This window comes from Aquamicrobium aerolatum DSM 21857, from assembly GCF_900113935.1.
In the GTDB taxonomy this organism is placed as follows: domain Bacteria; phylum Pseudomonadota; class Alphaproteobacteria; order Rhizobiales; family Rhizobiaceae; genus Aerobium; species Aerobium aerolatum.
Window position 1 is genome coordinate 24,466 of the sequence record NZ_FORF01000022.1, and the last position, 17,122, is coordinate 41,587.

General features: G+C 57.4%; 18 protein-coding genes and 1 pseudogene. 14 read left to right on the forward strand and 5 right to left on the reverse strand.

Annotated elements, in window-relative coordinates:
* The first annotated feature begins 17 nt into the window (after window positions 1-17).
* The 9 genes and pseudogenes from choW to BMZ42_RS15410 all read left to right on the forward strand — a co-directional run bounded on the left by choW (window position 18) and on the right by BMZ42_RS15410 (window position 8,150).
* Window positions 18-878 (forward strand): choline ABC transporter permease subunit, encoded by an 861-nt coding sequence (gene choW / locus BMZ42_RS15365; RefSeq protein WP_091524207.1) that lies wholly within the window; start codon window positions 18-20, stop codon window positions 876-878.
* Window positions 875-2,056, forward strand: coding sequence for a choline ABC transporter ATP-binding protein (gene choV, locus BMZ42_RS15370; RefSeq protein WP_091524210.1), 1,182 nt, complete (start codon window positions 875-877; stop codon window positions 2,054-2,056). The genes choW and choV overlap by 4 nt, the downstream gene beginning before the upstream one ends.
* Before the next feature lie 947 nt (window positions 2,057-3,003).
* Window positions 3,004-3,647, forward strand: a pseudogene (locus BMZ42_RS18515) (GGDEF domain-containing protein).
* Window positions 3,648-3,778: 131 nt separating this feature from the next.
* On the forward strand, window positions 3,779-4,540 hold the full coding sequence (locus BMZ42_RS15385) for a 3-hydroxyacyl-CoA dehydrogenase (RefSeq protein ID WP_091524215.1): 762 nt from the start codon (window positions 3,779-3,781) through the stop codon (window positions 4,538-4,540).
* A 17-nt stretch (window positions 4,541-4,557) separates the two neighbouring features.
* On the forward strand, window positions 4,558-5,715 hold the full coding sequence (locus BMZ42_RS15390; protein WP_280139877.1) for a CaiB/BaiF CoA transferase family protein: 1,158 nt from the start codon (window positions 4,558-4,560) through the stop codon (window positions 5,713-5,715).
* A 33-nt stretch (window positions 5,716-5,748) separates the two neighbouring features.
* A complete protein-coding gene (locus BMZ42_RS15395; protein ID WP_091524219.1) occupies window positions 5,749-6,534 on the forward strand; it encodes a HugZ family pyridoxamine 5'-phosphate oxidase in 786 nt (261 codons plus the stop codon).
* Between the two features lie 161 nt (window positions 6,535-6,695).
* Entirely contained in the window at window positions 6,696-7,004 is a 309-nt protein-coding gene (locus tag BMZ42_RS15400) for an ArsR/SmtB family transcription factor (protein WP_091524222.1), read from the forward strand.
* Complete coding sequence (locus BMZ42_RS17820) at window positions 6,982-7,332, forward strand: heavy-metal-associated domain-containing protein (RefSeq protein ID WP_244523290.1); 351 nt, start codon at window positions 6,982-6,984, stop codon at window positions 7,330-7,332. The genes BMZ42_RS15400 and BMZ42_RS17820 overlap by 23 nt, the downstream gene beginning before the upstream one ends.
* A gap of 14 nt (window positions 7,333-7,346) precedes the next feature.
* Complete coding sequence (locus BMZ42_RS15410) at window positions 7,347-8,150, forward strand: TrmH family RNA methyltransferase (RefSeq protein ID WP_091524229.1); 804 nt, start codon at window positions 7,347-7,349, stop codon at window positions 8,148-8,150.
* Between the two features lie 47 nt (window positions 8,151-8,197).
* On the opposite strand, the gene BMZ42_RS15415 is transcribed toward BMZ42_RS15410, so the two are convergent.
* Together BMZ42_RS15415 and BMZ42_RS15420 are read right to left on the reverse strand one after the other, a co-directional pair.
* Window positions 8,198-9,307: a coiled-coil domain-containing protein gene (locus BMZ42_RS15415; protein WP_091524232.1), complete on the reverse strand. Its 1,110-nt coding sequence runs from the start codon at window positions 9,305-9,307 to the stop codon at window positions 8,198-8,200.
* 117 nt (window positions 9,308-9,424) lie between these two features.
* Window positions 9,425-10,015, reverse strand: a complete 591-nt coding sequence (locus BMZ42_RS15420; protein WP_091524234.1) for a DUF1134 domain-containing protein — start codon at window positions 10,013-10,015, stop codon at window positions 9,425-9,427.
* Between the two features lie 326 nt (window positions 10,016-10,341).
* Here BMZ42_RS15420 and chpT point away from each other — a divergent pair, with 326 nt between their 5' ends.
* Window positions 10,342-10,971, forward strand: a complete 630-nt coding sequence (gene chpT / locus BMZ42_RS15425; RefSeq protein WP_091524237.1) for a histidine phosphotransferase ChpT — start codon at window positions 10,342-10,344, stop codon at window positions 10,969-10,971.
* Window positions 10,972-11,168: 197 nt separating this feature from the next.
* On the forward strand, window positions 11,169-11,537 hold the full coding sequence (locus tag BMZ42_RS15430; RefSeq protein ID WP_091524258.1) for a response regulator: 369 nt from the start codon (window positions 11,169-11,171) through the stop codon (window positions 11,535-11,537).
* Window positions 11,538-11,649: 112 nt separating this feature from the next.
* Here the strand turns inward: BMZ42_RS15430 and ctrA are convergent, their stop codons facing one another.
* Window positions 11,650-12,345 carry a response regulator transcription factor CtrA gene (gene ctrA / locus BMZ42_RS15435; protein WP_091524239.1) on the reverse strand — a complete coding sequence of 232 codons (696 nt, stop codon included), beginning with the start codon at window positions 12,343-12,345 and terminating at the stop codon, window positions 11,650-11,652.
* Between the two features lie 448 nt (window positions 12,346-12,793).
* On the opposite strand from ctrA, the gene BMZ42_RS15440 reads away from it, so the two are divergent.
* Entirely contained in the window at window positions 12,794-13,168 is a 375-nt protein-coding gene (locus tag BMZ42_RS15440) for a flagellar export protein FliJ (protein WP_091524242.1), read from the forward strand.
* Window positions 13,169-13,430: 262 nt separating this feature from the next.
* On the opposite strand, the gene sciP is transcribed toward BMZ42_RS15440, so the two are convergent.
* Complete coding sequence (gene sciP / locus BMZ42_RS15445; protein ID WP_091524245.1) at window positions 13,431-13,706, reverse strand: CtrA inhibitor SciP; 276 nt, start codon at window positions 13,704-13,706, stop codon at window positions 13,431-13,433.
* A 280-nt stretch (window positions 13,707-13,986) separates the two neighbouring features.
* Between sciP and mnmA the strand changes: the two genes are divergently transcribed.
* Window positions 13,987-15,177, forward strand: a complete 1,191-nt coding sequence (mnmA, locus tag BMZ42_RS15450; protein WP_091524247.1) for a tRNA 2-thiouridine(34) synthase MnmA — start codon at window positions 13,987-13,989, stop codon at window positions 15,175-15,177.
* An 86-nt stretch (window positions 15,178-15,263) separates the two neighbouring features.
* Here mnmA and BMZ42_RS15455 read toward each other — a convergent pair whose 3' ends face one another.
* Window positions 15,264-16,217, reverse strand: a complete 954-nt coding sequence (locus tag BMZ42_RS15455; RefSeq protein ID WP_091524249.1) for a Gfo/Idh/MocA family protein — start codon at window positions 16,215-16,217, stop codon at window positions 15,264-15,266.
* A gap of 239 nt (window positions 16,218-16,456) precedes the next feature.
* On the opposite strand from BMZ42_RS15455, the gene BMZ42_RS15460 reads away from it, so the two are divergent.
* Window positions 16,457-16,714: a DUF6074 family protein gene (locus BMZ42_RS15460; protein ID WP_091524252.1), complete on the forward strand. Its 258-nt coding sequence runs from the start codon at window positions 16,457-16,459 to the stop codon at window positions 16,712-16,714.
* Window positions 16,715-17,122 lie beyond the last annotated feature (408 nt).

Consider the following 17,122-nt stretch of genomic DNA (forward strand, 5'->3'; position numbering starts at 1 on the left):
CGGAACAGTGAGGTAACATGGACCCCATCTCAGACTGGATTTCCAGGCGGCAGCACAAGATCCCGATCGGACGTTGGGGACGCGAGTTCTTCGATTTTTTGACCACGAATTTCGCATGGCTGTTCGACTCGCTTGCACTGGGGCTATCTACCGTTCTCGACGGACTGGTCGCAGCACTCCTTTATCTGCCCCCTCTATTCGTCGTCGGCGCGATTGCACTTCTGGCATTTGTGCTGCAGCGATCGTGGAAGCTCACGCTCGGTGTCCTGATCGGCCTTCTATTCATCATCAACCAGGGGCTCTGGAAAGAAACCGTCGAAACGCTCGTTCTGGTTGTGGCTGCCTCCACCTGCTCAATGGCGATCGGTGTGCCAATCGGTATCTGGGCGGCGCATAATGAACGCCTGTACCGTGTCCTGCATCCCATCCTCGACCTGATGCAGACGCTCCCGACTTTCGTCTACCTGATTCCGGTGCTCATCCTGTTCGGACTTGGCATCGCGCCGGGACTGATCGTCACAATCATCTTCGCAAGTCCGGCTCCGATCAGGCTGACCTATCTCGGCATCACCTCGGTCCCGAAGCCACTGCTTGAGGCCGGTGAAGCATTTGGCGCAACAAAACGTCAGCTATTGTGGAAGGTCGAACTGCCTTCGGCACTTCCGACCATCATGGCCGGACTGACACAATGCATCATGCTTTCGCTGTCGATGGTCGTGATCGCCGCGCTGATCGGCGCAAACGGACTTGGCCGCCCCGTGGTGCGTGCGCTCAACTCGGTCAACATTCCGCTCGGCCTGGAAGCCGGTCTTGCCATCGTCATTCTGGCAATCATCCTCGACCGAATGGCCCGGATTGGCCGTGAGGAGCAAAAATGAGCATTGCCGTTGAATTCCGCGACGTCGACATTCTTTTTGGCAAGGATCTCACACTTGCAATGCAGATGCTGGACGCTGGCGCGTCCCGCGCCCAGATCCTGGACAAGACGGGAGCAGTCGTCGGATGCGCCGGGGCAAACCTGACCGTTAGCCAGGGTGAGATTTCGGTTCTGATGGGACTGTCAGGATCAGGGAAATCAACCCTGTTGCGGGCGGTCAATGGGCTCAACGACGTGACCCGCGGCGAAGTCATCGTCCATGATGGCGACTGGTCCGCCAATGCCGCCTCCTGTACCCCCGCGGAATTGCGGCGAATCCGCCGCGAATGTGTTGCGATGGTCTTTCAGCAGTTTGCACTGCTGCCATGGCGCACCGTGGCCGAGAACGTTGGCTTTGGCCTTGAACTGGCAGGCGTGCCGTCAACAGAACGCGCAGAGCGTGTGAAGGCCCAACTGGAACTCGTGGGCCTGTCGCAATGGTCTGACAAATATGCGCACGAATTGTCAGGTGGCATGCAGCAACGCGTTGGTCTTGCACGTGCTTTTGCGACAGAAGCGCCGATCCTGCTGATGGATGAACCATTCTCGGCACTCGATCCACTAATCCGGACAAAGCTTCAGGACGAGTTGCTGGAACTGCAGCAACGTCTGAAAAAAACAATCATATTTGTTAGCCACGACCTCGAAGAGGCGCTGAAGCTCGGCAACCACATTACGATCATGGACGGCGGCCACATTGTTCAGACAGGAACGCCCGAAGAGATCGTGCTCACCCCTGCCAATGACTATGTGCGCGACTTTATCTCCAATGTGAATCCGCTGTCCGTCCTGACTGCCTGGAACGTGATGCGCGACCGACGCGACCTGGAGCAAGATGGCAACGACTGGGTTTGGCTGGACAGGCGACGGACAACCCGGTTTCAACTTGACGCGAACGGGCTGGTGATTGCCGCCGAACGCAATGGTCAGCCCGCCATCTGGGCTTCCTGTGACCCGTTCGACCCCCTGCCCGCCGACGCGCACCAGGTCTATTGGGCGCGCTCGGGAACTTCGCTCAAAGCGGTCATGCAAGCGATGCATCAATCGCAAACTGCTCCGGTCGCGCTTTTTGACGACAGCTCGCGATTTGTCGGCGCAATAGGCGTTCGCGACGTACTGCAGGCCGTCATTCGGCGATAGGAATTCCAAGTAAGTCGATATAGTCGGCAGCGTCGCCAAAATATATATTTTGTTAAGACTCCTTGAACCGCGCATCTGTAGGGTGGAACTGCACTTTCGCCGAGGAGCCGGAAATGCCTGCGAATATTGACCGATGGCCAATTTCGAAGAAGCCGTATTTTTTGTACAATGCAGCCTTCGTATTTGCTGTCGTTCTCATAGCATCCCTGTTCGGTATCCTGACGCGTCCGATGGGACTCCTTGCCGCCGTCTGGCCTGCAAATGCAGTTCTGATGGCGTTCATGATACGCCGTCAGGAACTCGCCCGAGCAGAGTGCTGGCTTGCCGCGCTTCTAGCCTACCTGACTGCGGATCTGATGACCGGCGGGGAGGTGTACGTCACGCTCTGGCTGACCGGTGCAAACCTGACCGGGGTGGCAGTCGGATATCATCTCTTCAAACATCTGGACGCGGAGGATCGCCAGCTTCGCAGACCGATGTCTGTAGTCAGCATGTTCTGCATCTGCGGCATCGCCGCAGCGACAACCGGCGTCACCGGTAGCGCCGCCTCCCACATTCTGTTCGGACAAAGCCTTTTGACCGGCTTTGCCTATTGGTTCACCTCAGATCTCGTCAATTCGATCATCATACTCCCAGTGATCCTCACCGCCCCTTCAGCCGGCACCTTGTGGTCCACACTGCACAATTACGAATTCCGCATCCGCGATTGGATGCCAGCAGCAACCCTGGCGCTCGCGACGACCGGCGGCTTTCTCGTTGGAGGACCAGGGGCATTTGTTTATCCAATGCCCGCATTGATCTGGTGTGCCTTGGCTTACAACCTGTTCACGACGTCCGTCGTGACAATGGCATTTTGCCTGGCAAGTCTCATTGCAACTGCGACCGGCAGCATTTCCTCTTTGCCTGCCAGCAATGATACTTTGGTGACAGTGTCGATCCGGCTCGGCATGGCGTTTCTTGCACTAGCCCCACTTGCGGTTGCGATCGTTGACAGCGCGAGAAACGACTTGCTCCAGCGCCTGCAGCATATTGTTCAACATGATGCCCTCACCGGAACTCTGTCACGTCGCGCATTTCTCGAAATGAGTGAGGCGAAACTGGCCAAGGGGCACTCGACGCGGTCCGTTTTTTTCGCACTGATGATCGATCTCGATCACTTCAAGGCTATCAACGACCAATACGGACACGCCACGGGAGACTTCGTGTTGCGGAATTCGACGATCGCGATGAGTTCTGCGCTGCGCAGCGATGACCTGTTGGGCGCGTCGGTGGAGAAGAATTTGCGGCCTTCTGCAATGTGAAATCCGAAGACGACATTACAACTGTTCCCGAGCGCCTTCGTGCTGCCGTCGAGACGATGCGCTTCCCGACACCTGATGGCGAAACGATAGGCGTGACGGTCAGTATCGGTGCGGCGGTGCTCGCTACTGAACCCGGCAACACCGGCCCCCTCCATCATCTCCTGGCAGCAGCGGATGATGCTCTTTACAAGGCAAAAGCTCAGGGCCGGAACATGGTGGTGCTTGGCAAGATTGCCAATGATCGTCGTCACACGCAATCTACGCTCAAACTGGCGAATGCAGAATCATAGACCTTGCTGGACAAGGACATGGCTGTCTTTGGTCCACCCGCCAACTTGAATTGATTTCGGTACCACTATCGAAGAACCTGCTCTAGATTGCAGCTGATCGCTGCATTTCAGAGTATATTTGGAGGACATTCATGAACCCAGCAGGACAAATTGCCGTCGTCACAGGTGGTGGTTCCGGCCTTGGTGAGGCAACAGCACGCGCACTCGCCGCAAACGGCGCAAACGTCGCCATCTTCGACGTCAACATGTCGGCGGCCGAAGCGGTTGCCAACGACATCGGCGGAATCGCGATCAAATGTGACGTCTCCAGCGCAGAGAGCGCGGAAAGCGGGTTCGAAACGGTTGCAGACAAGCTCGGCGAAGCCAGGATTCTGGTCAATTGCGCAGGCATCGCGATCGCAATGAAGACGACCAGCAAGGACGGCGCACATCCGCTTGACGCGTACCGCAAAGTCCTGGAAGTCAACCTGCTTGGCACCTTCAACATGATCCGGCTATTTGCTGTTCGCGCAGAAAAGCTCGATCCGCGGGATGGCGGCGAGCGTGGCGTGATCATCAACACGGCATCCGTTGCTGCCTATGACGGCCAGATCGGTCAGGCTGCCTATTCCGCATCGAAAGGCGGCGTTGTCGGAATGACCCTTCCCATCGCCCGGGATCTGGCGCGCTCCGGCATTCGCGTCATGACAATTGCACCGGGTCTGTTCCTTACCCCCATGCTGGCGGGCTTGCCCGAAGAGGCACAGGCCTCGCTCGGACAACAGGTTCCCTTCCCGCCGCGTCTCGGCAAGCCGGCAGAATATGGCGCTCTTGCCCTGCAGATTGTCCAAAACCAGATGCTGAACGGCGAAGTGATCCGCCTTGACGGGGCGATCCGCATGGCTCCTCGATAATCAGGGGCGAGCGCACCGTGGAGAAAGCTACAGGAAAATCCGGCCCGCTGGCCGGATTCACCATCATTGAAATGGCCGGGCTGGGGCCGGTGCCTCTCGCCGGCCTGATCCTGTCAGAGCTTGGCGCGCGAGTCGTTCGAATAGAGCGACTTGGATCCGGCAGGGCGTTTCTCGACCTACCCCCCCCGCTCGATCTCGACCGTCATGGCCGGGAAATCCTCCGCATAGACCTCAAATCTTCCGAAGGCGCATCGCTGGTGATGCGCCTCATCGCCCAGGCAGACGCATTGCTGGAAGGTTTTCGCCCCGGCGTCATGGAACGTCTGGGGCTTGGCCCGGAGGCCGTGCACGAGGTCAATCCGCGGCTGGTATATGGACGCATGACCGGCTTCGGGCAGGATGGTCCCCTGGCTCAAAAGGCCGGCCACGACCTGACTTATCTGGCATTGTCCGGCGCGCTCGGAGCCATCGGCACAAAAGGCGGGAAACCTGTGCCACCGCTGAACCTTGCTGCCGATTATGGCGGCGGCACCATGTTCCTCATCATGGGCATTCTCGCCGCGCTGCTGGAGCGTGGACGCTCCGGGCAAGGTCAGGTGATCGATGCCGCAATGATCGACGGCGCGTCGATGTTGGCCGCTCCCTTCTTCAGCTTCATCGCCGCCGGGATCTGGAGCGAGAAACGCGGAACGAACCTCCTCGACTCAGGCGCACCATTCTACGACACCTATGAATGTGCCGATGGCGAATATGTCGCCGTCGCGTGCCTGGAGCCGCAGTTTTTTGCCGAGTTCTGTCAATTGCTGCCGCTCGAAGAACGGTTTTCCAACGCACAATATGATCAGGTCCAATGGCCCGCGATGAGAAGTGCAATCGCCGAGCGGATCGTGCAGCGGACCCGTGATGAATGGAGCCAGCTGTTCGAATCAACCGACGCGTGCGTGGCGCCCGTGCTGTCTTTCACCGAAGCCCCTGACCATCCGCACAACAAGGCAAGGACCACACACCTGCACAGCGACGCGATGGTTCGCCCTGCCCCCGCTCCTCGCTTTTCCCGCACCGCAAGCACGGCAACAACAGCCATCATCGAAGACGCCAATTCGACGCTGGGTGCATTCGGATTGACCCTGGATGAGATAGGCGAGCTTGCAAAGCGGGGCACAATCGGCCGATAATAGGACTACTTTAGTCAAGTTATCGGAGCCAAGGTGGAAAAGAAAAAAGACGTCCTTCGAGAGACGGACGATGAAGCGATCGGGCTGGCAAAGACGCTGCTGCGCACGTCGCGTTATGGAGCCATTGCCGTCCTCGATCCTGAGACTGGCGCGCCTGTCGCCACCCGCGTCGCAGTTGCCAGCGACCATGACGGAACACCGGTGATTCTGGTCTCCGGTCTGGCTGCTCACACCAGAGGTATTGAGGCCGACCCGCGCTGCTCTCTTTTGTTGGGCGAGACTGGTAAGGGCGACCCGCTGGCTCACGCACGCATGACCATAACTTGCCGTGCAGAAAAGGTCGGGCGCGAAGATCCCGGCTACGACAGAATTCGCTGGCGGTTCCTCTCCCATAACCCCAAGTCGAAACTCTACGTCGACCTTGGCGATTTTTCGTTTTTCCGGCTTGAAGTCCAGACGATCAGCCTCAACGGTGGCTTTGCCCGTGCATATGCGCTGACCCGTGAAAACGCGCTAACGCAAGCGCCCGCGCTTGAAGCCGTCGCTGCGGCTGAAGCCGGCGCCGTTGGCCATATGAACGAGGATCACGCCGACGCCGTCGCAAACTATGCAATATGGTTTGGCAAAGCGTCGGAAGCGGCGAACTGGACCATGACCGGCGTTGACCCGGACGGTTTCGACCTTGCAGCAGGTGACCGGGTGATGCGCATATTCTTCACCGAACCGCTGGCGGACGCAACAGACATGCACAAGCGGCTGGTATCAATGGCGATCGAGGCACGGCAGGGTCTGGCAAAAACGCCACAGGCTGAACAGTAAGTTCTGTACGAACCCAACGCGCGCCCATATTCACTTGTGATCGGCGCGCTTCTGTTTACGGTCCAATCAAGTGCGCGCGACGAGGATGCGGGCACCTGATTTGTGTTCCGTACGACGTCATACCCCTCGGCGTCGCCGGATCATGCGGCAATGGGGATGAAATGATTTCGGAACAACTTGTCGACAACGCCGACGAGGTGGCTGGTTTTTTGTCAGCGATCAGCAACGGAAAACGATTGGCAATCGTATGTCACCTGCTTGAATCAGAGCTTTCGGTTGGAGAAATTGCTGAAAAAGTCGGATTGAGCCAATCGGCTCTTTCCCAGCATCTGGCAAAACTTCGCGGAATGAACCTTGTGGAGACACGCCGGGACCGCCAGATGATTTACTATTCATGCAATTCGCTGCAGGTGAAAAAGATCATGATGACGCTGGATAGCTTATTTGGTGCGCAAGCTTCCGGCTCCTGACCCCATTGCCGGGTTGGCAAGCACAAGTGCATTCTTGACCTTCCACCTACTGGAATCTCTATCTCAATCGCAGGCGTGCGACAGCACACCGTCGATCAAAGTCAAAAAAGAGGATGAGATGGAAATCAGTCTCAATATCGAAGGCATGACTTGTGGAGGCTGCAAGGCGGCGGTCGAACGCATCCTGCTGGCCCAGCCAGGAATCAGCATGGCGTCAGTGGACCTCGCAAATGGCTCTGCCATCGTGACGGCGGGCACCGGCACTGCACCGCAGACTGTCGCGGATGCCCTGACTGCCGCAGGCTACACTGCGCGCGTGCAGAACTGATCGCGTAACTCCTGATGAACCCGGTCGCTCACATTGTGGACCAGGACGATCCGCGCATCGCACCCTACCGTGCGATTCGCGAACGAGATCTCGTGGGACGCGAGGGCCGGTTCATCGCAGAAGGCAAGGTGGTGCTGAACGTCCTGTTCAACAGCAGGCGTTTCGAGGTCGAGTCTGTGCTGATCCTCGAGCAGCGACTGGTAGGAATGCAGCAGACTCTCGCAACCGCGCCCGTCGACATGCCCGTCTATGTTGCGACACAGTCAGTTCTTGACGCGATTGCCGGATTTCATATCCATCGCGGTATACTCGCGCTCGGGCGAAAGCGACCTGCCGAAGACGCAAATGCCCTCCTCTCCGGCCTTCCCGATCAAGCGCTTGTGGTCGCGCTTGTGGGCATCTCCAATCATGATAATGTCGGCGCAATCTTCCGCAATGCAGCTGCATTCAACGCGGACGCCGTCCTGCTCGATGCCAGCAGTTGCGATCCCCTCTACCGAAAGGCGATCAGAGTCTCCGTCGGTGCGGTCCTTCAAGTGCCTTACGCTGTATTGCCAACACACCAGGACATCTCCAAAACCCTTGCGGAGCACGACTTTCGCCAGCTGGCGCTATCGCCCTCCGGCAAAGACGACATCGGCGCATTAGCTGCAGCGCGTCGCAACGCGTTGTACCTGGGGACCGAAGGAGAGGGGCTGCCTCCACTGCTGATGGATCAAATGCAAACCGTGCGAATTCCTATGTCTGAAAGCTTCGACAGCTTGAACGTCGCGGCGGCTTCGGCCATCGCACTCCACCGACTGTGGCACGGCGCGTGAACCTGACCCACCGAAAACGGGGACCGGTTTCAGGATCAAGACATGCGCTAGTCTCTGCGCGCGGTCTCCGCTGCGCGTAACGCTCGGATTCGATCGGCAAGGCTGCGCTGTGAAACCTTGTTGGCAAGGTCCTGCTTGTCGGCGTCGATGACCCCGTAGATCGGCGAGTCCGGCCCCTCCAGCGAAGCGGTGAGGTGAACGACTTCCGCGGCCAGCGCACCGATCTGCTCACGCAACATTGTCGTGTCGCGGAACTCTCTCTCCGTTGAACCTGCGCCCTGCCCCTGACCGCTTTCGAGAGCGGTGCGCAAACGCCTGTTCTCTGCGACAAGTTTGCTGGCGCGCGCTTCCAGTCGATCCAGATCTGCACTGGAAGCAGACGCACCTGCCTTGCTCTTCAACTGTTCGCGCAGACGGGCGAGTTCCTTGTCACGACGCTCGCCCTGCTCTTCCGCATCGGTCAAGGTCGAGGTCATGCGCGCCAGTTTGTTTTCAAGTCCGACCACTTTCTTATGCTCATCCTTCAACGCAACATTGAGAGACTTGGCTTCCACCTCAGCCTCACGCTTGCGCTGGTGAGCGGCTTTAAGGTCTGATCGCAATAGCGCAACATCGTCCGCAAGCTTTGCCAGTTTCGTTTCCTGCGCAACCATCTCGATCTGCCGTGTCGATGCAGAAAAACTGGCCTCATCATACATGCGGCCCAACTTCTCGACATGAGCAGATTGCGCTCCAGCCTTGTCCTGCAGCGCCGCTATCTCGGCACTCAGATCACTCTCGCGCGCGGCACCAGCCTCGATCTTGTCGCGCAGTTCCTGAATCTGCTCTTCATATTTCTCAAGGACGGAAGCTTTTTCAGCAAGCTGTTCAGCCTGGGCGAGAGCCTCTTCTCGCTTGTGGCCTTCCGCAATCATGAAAGCGGCGATCTTGTCGTGTTGGGATTTGATCGTCATTTCAAGCTGACGTGTCGCAACCGCATGCTCGGAACGCAGCCGATCCTTGTCAGCCTGGATTTCGGCCATCGTCAGCGGCAGAGAGTTTTCAACGCGCTGGCGAGTCAACACCACCGCCCGTCGCCAAATGGCCGGCGCCACCAGCAGTGCCAGGAAAACAGCGCTGAGAAAGCCGAGAATGAAAAAAAGCGCCGTCTGGATCACTGCTGCAAGTCCATTCTCGTCGCAAGGTCAGTTTTCGATGCGGGTTTCTTTCTGCCACACTGCAGGGACGAGAATCCAGTCCTCGCCACCAAAGATGCAGTTACCGGTCCAACTATATCAGAACGGATTCCAGGTTGGCGACTGCGTCAGCTTCAGATAGCCCACATTAAGTCCCAGCCGAGCGCCAACACCGGTACGTACCGGCACCAGCATGACCGGACCGTTCTTGAGGACCGTGAATCCCAGACCAGCCACCACATAGGCGGATCCGGCAACACCGGCATACCGTCGATAAAGGCTGGGGACGCTGTCCAGATTGTAGACCAGGATCATCGTCCGGGATCCTTGACCGCCGAAATCCCAGCCGATCGACGGTCCCTGCCAGAACACCGGATGATCTCCGACATTCTTCGTGTAGAGCGTTCCTTCGCCAAAAGTCAGCCCGCCGATCAGAGCCCCGGACCCTTCCTCACCAAGAATATACCCGTTGGGCATGCCGTAGGAGGAGAAGATCTGCTCCACCACACTCGCAAGACCACCGGAGGTCGAACCGAAGAAGTGATGTCCGGAATCGAGGATTTCCTGCGCACTGAATGATCCGCTCGCATCGGCGGCGGCTCTCTCAGACTGTCCCGCCGTGAGCACGACGACCAGAAGAAGTGCACCTAAACTGCGTAGAAGATTTCTGAAATGCAGCTTGTTCAACATGGCTTTTACTCTCCGTATCGGACCGCTCCGGAGCACCTCCGGGCGGACGGCTCCAAGGCCGTATCGACCCGCCAATCACAGCCAAACTATGACGCAAACCTTATCCAACCATTAACCATTGCCACGCTTTCGAACACGCATGCGCACCGGTTGAGAAAGCTGGAACGTCAGGACGCGCGCCGTTGCCGCGAACCGCTGCCGGTTCCTTGTGATGGCGCGCCGCCTGTGTAACTTCTACGCAACCGCTGCACGACTGATTCGCGCGCATCGAACCGCGACCCGCCAATCAGGTCACTTTGTTTTTTCGCATCACGGGGACACTCCATATGGCCGACATTCTGACCCTTTCCGCACCTGACCTTGCTGCGCTTCTTTGCAGCCGCGTTTGCCACGACATCATCTCCCCTGTCGGCGCCATCAACAACGGCCTCGAACTGCTCGAAGAGGGCGGCGCCGATGAAGATGCGATGCGCCTGATCAAGACCAGTGCGCGCAACGCATCCGCAAGGCTCCAGTTCGCCCGTATCGCCTTCGGCGCGGCAGGCTCGGCCGGAATGCAGATCGACACCGGCGATGCAGAGGCAGTAGCGCAGGCATTTTTTGCCAACGAGAAGCCGGAATTGGAGTGGAAGGGAACCCGTGCCCTCCTGCCAAAGAACAAGGTCAAGCTGCTTCTCAACCTGTTGATGATCGCCAATGTCACGATTCCGCGCGGCGGCAAGCTGACGGTCGAGCTTCATGACGTCGACACAGCGCCGCGCTTTACGCTGACTGCAAAGGGGCCGATGGTTCGCGTCCCGGCACGTTTCCTCGAGCTGCATTCGGGCGTCAAGCCAGAAGAGCCCATCGATGCCCATTCGGTGCAGCCATATTATACGCTGCTGCTGGCACGCGAGGCGGGCATGAAAATCTCGATCCATGCCAGCGCCGAAGAGATCGTGATGACAGCCGAATAGGCTGGCACCCGACCACCCTCTTTTTCACCGAACATCATCAACGGCCGCGACAAGTTCGCGGCCGTTCGTCTTCGTGGATTAACCAACGGTTCAGCTAACCCCTTACCCTGTCTTTTACCTTGCCAAGCCTAAGGTGTCGCACCGTGGGCGCGGCGAACGGACAGACAGGCGCGAAACAAATACCAGGGGGTGGTATGATGAAACGTTGCATGATCGTTGATGATTCAAACATCATCAGGAAAGTGGCAAAGCGGATCCTGTCTGGACCTGATCTTGCAGTCATCGAAGCGTCCAATGGCCGAGACGCTCTTGCGATGTGCCGGTCACACATGCCGGAAATCATCATCGTCGACACGACCTTGCCCGACATGGAAGTCGAAGACTTCATTCGCCAGGCAATGGCCGCTCACCCGCTCACGAAGCCGAGCATCCACATCTGCCTGATCCAATTCGACGTAGGTGCGATCATGCGCGCCAAACGCGCAGGCGCCAAGGGATACATCCTCAAGCCCTTCGACCGAACGCAACTGCTGGAGCAGTTCCGCGAGATGGACATAGCGTCCTAAGGAGCGTTGCCACGTTCCCAAAAGCAGAAAAGCCGCTGAACAGGCAGCGGCTTTCATCAATATCTCGGACTGGGTTACAAACGGAACCCGTCGCTGGTGCGGAACGTCTAAATCAGGCGCTTTCGCGGACTTCTTCCGGCTCACGCAGCACATAGCCGCGGCCCCAGACCGTCTCGATGAAGCTCTGGCCACCGGATGCGGCATCAAGCTTCTTGCGCAGCTTGCAGATGAAGACGTCGATGATCTTCAGTTCTGGCTCGTCCATTCCGCCGTAAAGATGGTTGAGGAACATTTCCTTGGTCAAGGTCGTGCCCTTGCGCAGCGACAGCAGCTCGAGCATCTGGTACTCCTTGCCGGTCAAATGCACACGCTGGCCTGCAACCTCAACCGTCTTGGCGTCCAGATTGACGACCAAATCACCAGTGTTGATGACCGACTGTGCGTGTCCCTTGGAGCGCCGAACGATGGCATGGATGCGCGCAACCAGCTCGTCCTTGTGGAACGGCTTGGTCATGTAATCGTCGGCGCCAAAGCCGAGGCCACGAACCTTGTCCTCAATGCCAGCCATTCCGGACAGGATAAGGATCGGGGTCTTGACTTTCGAAAGGCGCAGAGTGCGCAGCACTTCGTAGCCCGACATGTCCGGCAGGTTCAGATCCAGCAGGATGATGTCGTAATCATAGAGCTTGCCAAGATCGACTCCCTCTTCGCCGAGGTCAGTCGTGTAGACATTGAAGCTCTCAGATTTCAGCATCAGTTCGATGCTCTGCGCCGTAGCACTATCGTCTTCAATGAGCAGAACGCGCATTTATGTCCCCTTTTCACGCCGCCAAAGCAGGTTTGGCGAGCTTCCGGCACTTGGAGCAGTGATCGCCTGAATCCGAGGCTGCCACGCAATGGTTAACAAAATATGATTCCCAATTGCAAGCGATATTCGGTTCTTTCAGCTTTCCCCTGCATCCCTTTGAATTCATTCCGCAATCACAGAATCTAAAAGTTAATGTGTTGCGTTAATAAATTATCGCAAGCGATTCAAAATGAGTCACTTTACGACTTGCGACCCCAGATGCGGCATTCTTTACCCGCCCTTAAGTCCTCACCCCTATGATTAACAATGCGCGTAAACGAATGGTTACCAGCGACGCGCCGCATTAGGAATTTGTTTGCTTTCTGTGCGAATAATCCCTGCACAGAGGTTTTTTGTAGGAGTGCGCCGGCGTTTTCGGCGCTGAGTACGCGTTCGGGAGTAGCAAGTGATGAAACCACGTGAGAACCTGGTTCGGCTCAAGCAGTTTCAGGTCAACGAGAAGCGGAAGCAGCTCTTGCAACTCGACTTGATGATCGCCGAGTTCAAGCGCATGGCCGACGAACTCGACAATCAGATCATTTCCGAGGAAAAGAAGGCTGGCATCACAGATACCAGTCATTTTGCTTATCCGACCTTTGCCAAGGCCGCGCGGCTGCGCCGCGACAATCTCAACAATTCGCAGACGGATCTTCAACAACAGCGTCAGGCCGCAGAAGATGCTCTCGAAGAAGCCCAGTCGGAGCTGGAAAAAGCTCAGATGCTAGAATCTCGCGATGTGAAAGGCAGAGATGTCGACACCGGCAGATCGGCAATGATCGGGTGATCTTGCCGCATATCTCCCGAAAGTGGGAACCGGTCTCGGATAAAGACATTCGCGACTTTAGGCGTGTCTAGCGAACCCGGCAGGACGCGACACGCATTAAATGGGGCCAGATGGCCCCTTTTTGTCCGCTATGCTGCGCTGACATTCATCGTCACAAACCATGAGGGCCGTATCGTTTCGACGACACGGCCCTCATCAATTCTCGACTGTTCCTAGTCAGCCTGCGCACCCGACCGCAATTTGCCGGGCGAACAAACCTGAACTAGTGCCTGTACTGCTGGATGCGCGTTGTGCGCAGCCCTGCAAGGCCGTATTCGTCAATGGACGCCTGCCAGGACAGGAATTCCTCGACCGTCAATTTGTAGCGCTGGCAAGCCTCTTCAAGGCTCAGCAACCCCCCACGAACCGCCGCGACAACTTCCGCCTTCCGTCGAATAACCCACCGCCTCGTATTTGTAGGCGGCAAATCTGCGACAGTAAGCGGACTGCCATCTGGCCCTATGACATATTTTACCCGCGGTCTAACCAGATCGGTCATCGTACTCTCTACACAAACTCAAGGAACCAATCGACACCACATTAGCGCGTCAGCTTTAAAAATTGCCTAAGCGCCTCCTAATGCTTAAGTAACGAGTATGAATCCCGCGTTAGGGTTTGGGCGGCCAGTTTAGTCAAATGTGAACGATTATCTCTGCCCTCCACACATACTGGTGAAGTGCGCGCCCTTGACGTATCTTGCGCGGAGCGACATTTAGGCGGCAAGAGAGCCAGCCGCCCCGCCAGCCAGACTGATAATCGGCCCAGATGGAGCCAGAACCATGAACAGCCTCGATCTTCCCGGTCGCCCGGAAGACACACGTATCGTCGTCGCCATGTCCGGCGGCGTGGATTCATCTGTCGTTGCCGGCCTGCTGAAACAGGAAGGATATGACGTTCTGGGCGTGACGCTGCAGCTTTATGATCACGGTGCGGCGGTTCACCGTGCTGGATCATGCTGTGCTGGTCAAGATATCGATGATGCTCGGCGCGTGGCGGAAACGCTGGGCATCCCACATTATGTGCTCGATTATGAAGAGCGCTTCCGCAAGGCAGTGATCGATCCGTTCGCGGCAAGCTATGTGGCTGGCGAGACGCCGATCCCTTGCGTTTCATGCAACCAGACCGTGAAGTTCGCCGACCTTCTTGCTACCGCGCGCGAATTGGGCGCTGACGCATTGGCCACCGGCCACTATATCCGCAGCAAGCAGAACGGGGCACATCGCGCACTCTATCGCCCTGTCGACGCCGACCGCGACCAGAGTTACTTCCTGTTTGCCACCACACAGGAGCAGATCGACTTCCTGCGCTTTCCCCTCGGTGGCCTTTCCAAGCCGGCGGTCCGCGAAGCGGCCGAAGCTATGGGGCTGTCGGTTGCCACCAAGCAGGACAGTCAGGACATCTGCTTCGTGCCGCAGGGAAAATATTCGGATATCATCGCCAAGCTTCAGCCTGCGGCGGCCAATCCGGGTGACATCGTCCACATTGATGGCCGCGTGCTCGGTCGTCATGAAGGTATCCTGCACTATACGATCGGTCAGCGACGCGGCATCGGCATCGCTTCCGGCGAGCCTCTTTATGTTGTCCACCTCGACGCTGAACGCGCCCGTGTCATTGTCGGACCGCGAGAGGCTTTGCAGACGCACAAGATTTTCCTGCGCGACTTCAACTGGCTGGGCGACGAACCGCTTGTCGCAACTGCACCGGAAGGCATTGAAGTCTTCGCCAAGGTTCGCTCCACGCGCCCCCCTCGCCCGGCGGTTCTGCATCGTCGCGATGGCATGACCTGGGTCGAGTTGGTCGACGGTGAGAGCGGCATCGCGCCCGGACAGGCCTGCGTGCTCTATTCCGACGACGGCAACCACGCCCGCGTTTTCGGCGGTGGGTTCATTGAGCGCTCGGAGCGCGACGCCGAGGCAGAAGCGATGCTCTCCCGCCTGGCAGCCATGCCGGCGCAGCGCCAGAGCGCGTAAGCACTCAGCAGACATTTTCCATCCTCGATTTTCGAGGATGGATCATCTTCATCAGTGATCTTTAAGTGAATGGGTCCGCGACCAGATCAGTCGTGCGTCACAGAGCCTGCTGTCAGAATGCGCAAGACGCCGATGGCTTCGTCACCATCAGTGCGTGGCTCCTGGCGCGTCTCGATGCACTGGATGAAATGCTCCAGTTCACGCGTCAAAGGCATGCCCGGCTCGACCGGAACATATGACGGCTCATGTGTCGTGAACGCCCAGTGCCCACTGTCCTGCCAGACCGCATGGCGATAGACCGCCAGCTTGCGATCCCACGCCTCGACGTCATCGAATACCGCCATCGCCTTGGTGCCGACAACGGTAAGGCGCCGCTCACGATATGGATTGAGCCGCGATGCAAACAGATGGCTGCGCAATCCGCCAGGAAAACGCATGTGCACATGCGCGAAATCGCTGAGGTGGTCCAGAAGTGCTGCCCCCTCCCCGCGAATATCAATTGGCGCTGCGCCGGTAATCGCAAGGATCATCGACAGGTCGTGCGGGGCCAGATCCCACAAAGCATCGCTTTCGGTGTGGAACTTGCCCAGCCCAAGACGGTGCGAGTGGATGTATTTGATCGTTCCCAACTCACCGGTGTCGATCAACTCCTTGAGCTTCTCGAAGGCGGGATGGAAGCGAAGGACATGGCCGACCATGAAAATGCGGTTCCGGGCGCGAGCCGTCGCCACAGCGCGCTCAGCGTCCGCTACATTCAGCGCGATCGGCTTTTCAACGAGCACGTCTTTGCCGCTTTCGACGGCGCGAATAGCAGCATCAGCATGGTATTGCGGCGGCAATGCCATGACAATCGCGTCAATATCCTGACGCTCAAACAGCTCATCGGGCGCAATCGCAAGGCACTCTTGTTCGCTGGCGAAGCCCTCCGCCCGAGCCGCATTGGCATCAGAGACGGCGTGCAAGGCGCCAAGCGATTTCAGCGTGCGGATGTGATTGGAACCCCAATAGCCGCATCCGAGGACGGCGATACGCGGTTTCATGGACCCTGTGACCGGAGAAGTTTGACTGGAGACATAATCTTGCGGCTCCATGAACTCAACCCCGCAAATGCGAAAAGACACGAGTTTGACCGTGCAAGCGCATTTTCCAGATGAAGTTCGTTCGACTCGACGTTGAAATCGCCCTGTTTTCTGCCGCAGTTCGAAACGGCGGCCCAACGATGGATCATGTTCTCGCGTGTTTACAATTGATAAACCACAATCAGACGAACATGTGAATCATGAGCAACTCGATTCCATTCCCGCTTGCGCGGCGTATTTCACTGATCCGATCAATCGCCGATGAACTCGATCAGGTTCACGGCCCTCAAGCCAACACCTACTGGCGTACGCGCATAGCCGGAATTGTTTCTGGGCTGCGTGCAGACGGACTGAATGACGACACGATTCGCGAGCAGATCCTGAGCCTTCAGGATGCTGTTCAGTACGAAATCCAGCATCGCGCGCACCAGGCAGGCGCCAGTGCGCTCAACGCGTAAAGCGTTCACTTCAGACGCTTCAAGTTACCGAATAGCCCGCGCTGCAAATAGCATCGCCGGGCTATTTGATTATTTCATGTTAGCGGATAGGCGCTCGTCATTGATCCATGCACGACTAGATAGCGACATTCGCTGTCGAGAACATCGTCCGATGCACCAGCGCACCGATTGAAATCGCACGCTCAAGACACACTACTCTTGTCCCGCAATTACCGGACAAAACTCGATATGTGTCAGAGTTTTATAATAAAAAACGCTAAGATGACGGTTAAATCGCACTAGCGATTTGATGGTAGCGGAGGACGGATGATGTCTGTGATTTTTCATGGAATGAGGACCCTGTTTAAGGGGTGATTTTCGTCCAAACGGGACCCCTTAACGTGGGGTCATCAAAATGCCTCCGGTTTC

Bases quoted from the DNA above. Each gene is read 5' to 3' on its own strand.
- choW (WP_091524207.1), top strand. From the start codon at position 18: ATGGACCCCATCTCAGACTGGATTTCCAGGCGGCAGCACAAGATCCCG.
- BMZ42_RS15455 (WP_091524249.1), bottom strand. From the start codon at position 16,217: ATGAAACCGCGTATCGCCGTCCTCGGATGCGGCTATTGGGGTTCCAAT.
- BMZ42_RS15410 (WP_091524229.1), top strand. From the start codon at position 7,347: ATGAACCCGGTCGCTCACATTGTGGACCAGGACGATCCGCGCATCGCA.
- BMZ42_RS15385 (WP_091524215.1), top strand. From the start codon at position 3,779: ATGAACCCAGCAGGACAAATTGCCGTCGTCACAGGTGGTGGTTCCGGC.
- BMZ42_RS15430 (WP_091524258.1), top strand. From the start codon at position 11,169: ATGAAACGTTGCATGATCGTTGATGATTCAAACATCATCAGGAAAGTG.
- mnmA (WP_091524247.1), top strand. From the start codon at position 13,987: ATGAACAGCCTCGATCTTCCCGGTCGCCCGGAAGACACACGTATCGTC.
- BMZ42_RS15400 (WP_091524222.1), top strand. From the start codon at position 6,696: ATGATTTCGGAACAACTTGTCGACAACGCCGACGAGGTGGCTGGTTTT.
- BMZ42_RS15460 (WP_091524252.1), top strand. From the start codon at position 16,457: ATGAGCAACTCGATTCCATTCCCGCTTGCGCGGCGTATTTCACTGATC.
- choV (WP_091524210.1), top strand. From the start codon at position 875: ATGAGCATTGCCGTTGAATTCCGCGACGTCGACATTCTTTTTGGCAAG.
- BMZ42_RS15420 (WP_091524234.1), bottom strand. From the start codon at position 10,015: ATGTTGAACAAGCTGCATTTCAGAAATCTTCTACGCAGTTTAGGTGCA.
- chpT (WP_091524237.1), top strand. From the start codon at position 10,342: ATGGCCGACATTCTGACCCTTTCCGCACCTGACCTTGCTGCGCTTCTT.
- sciP (WP_091524245.1), bottom strand. From the start codon at position 13,706: ATGACCGATCTGGTTAGACCGCGGGTAAAATATGTCATAGGGCCAGAT.
- ctrA (WP_091524239.1), bottom strand. From the start codon at position 12,345: ATGCGCGTTCTGCTCATTGAAGACGATAGTGCTACGGCGCAGAGCATC.
- BMZ42_RS15440 (WP_091524242.1), top strand. From the start codon at position 12,794: ATGAAACCACGTGAGAACCTGGTTCGGCTCAAGCAGTTTCAGGTCAAC.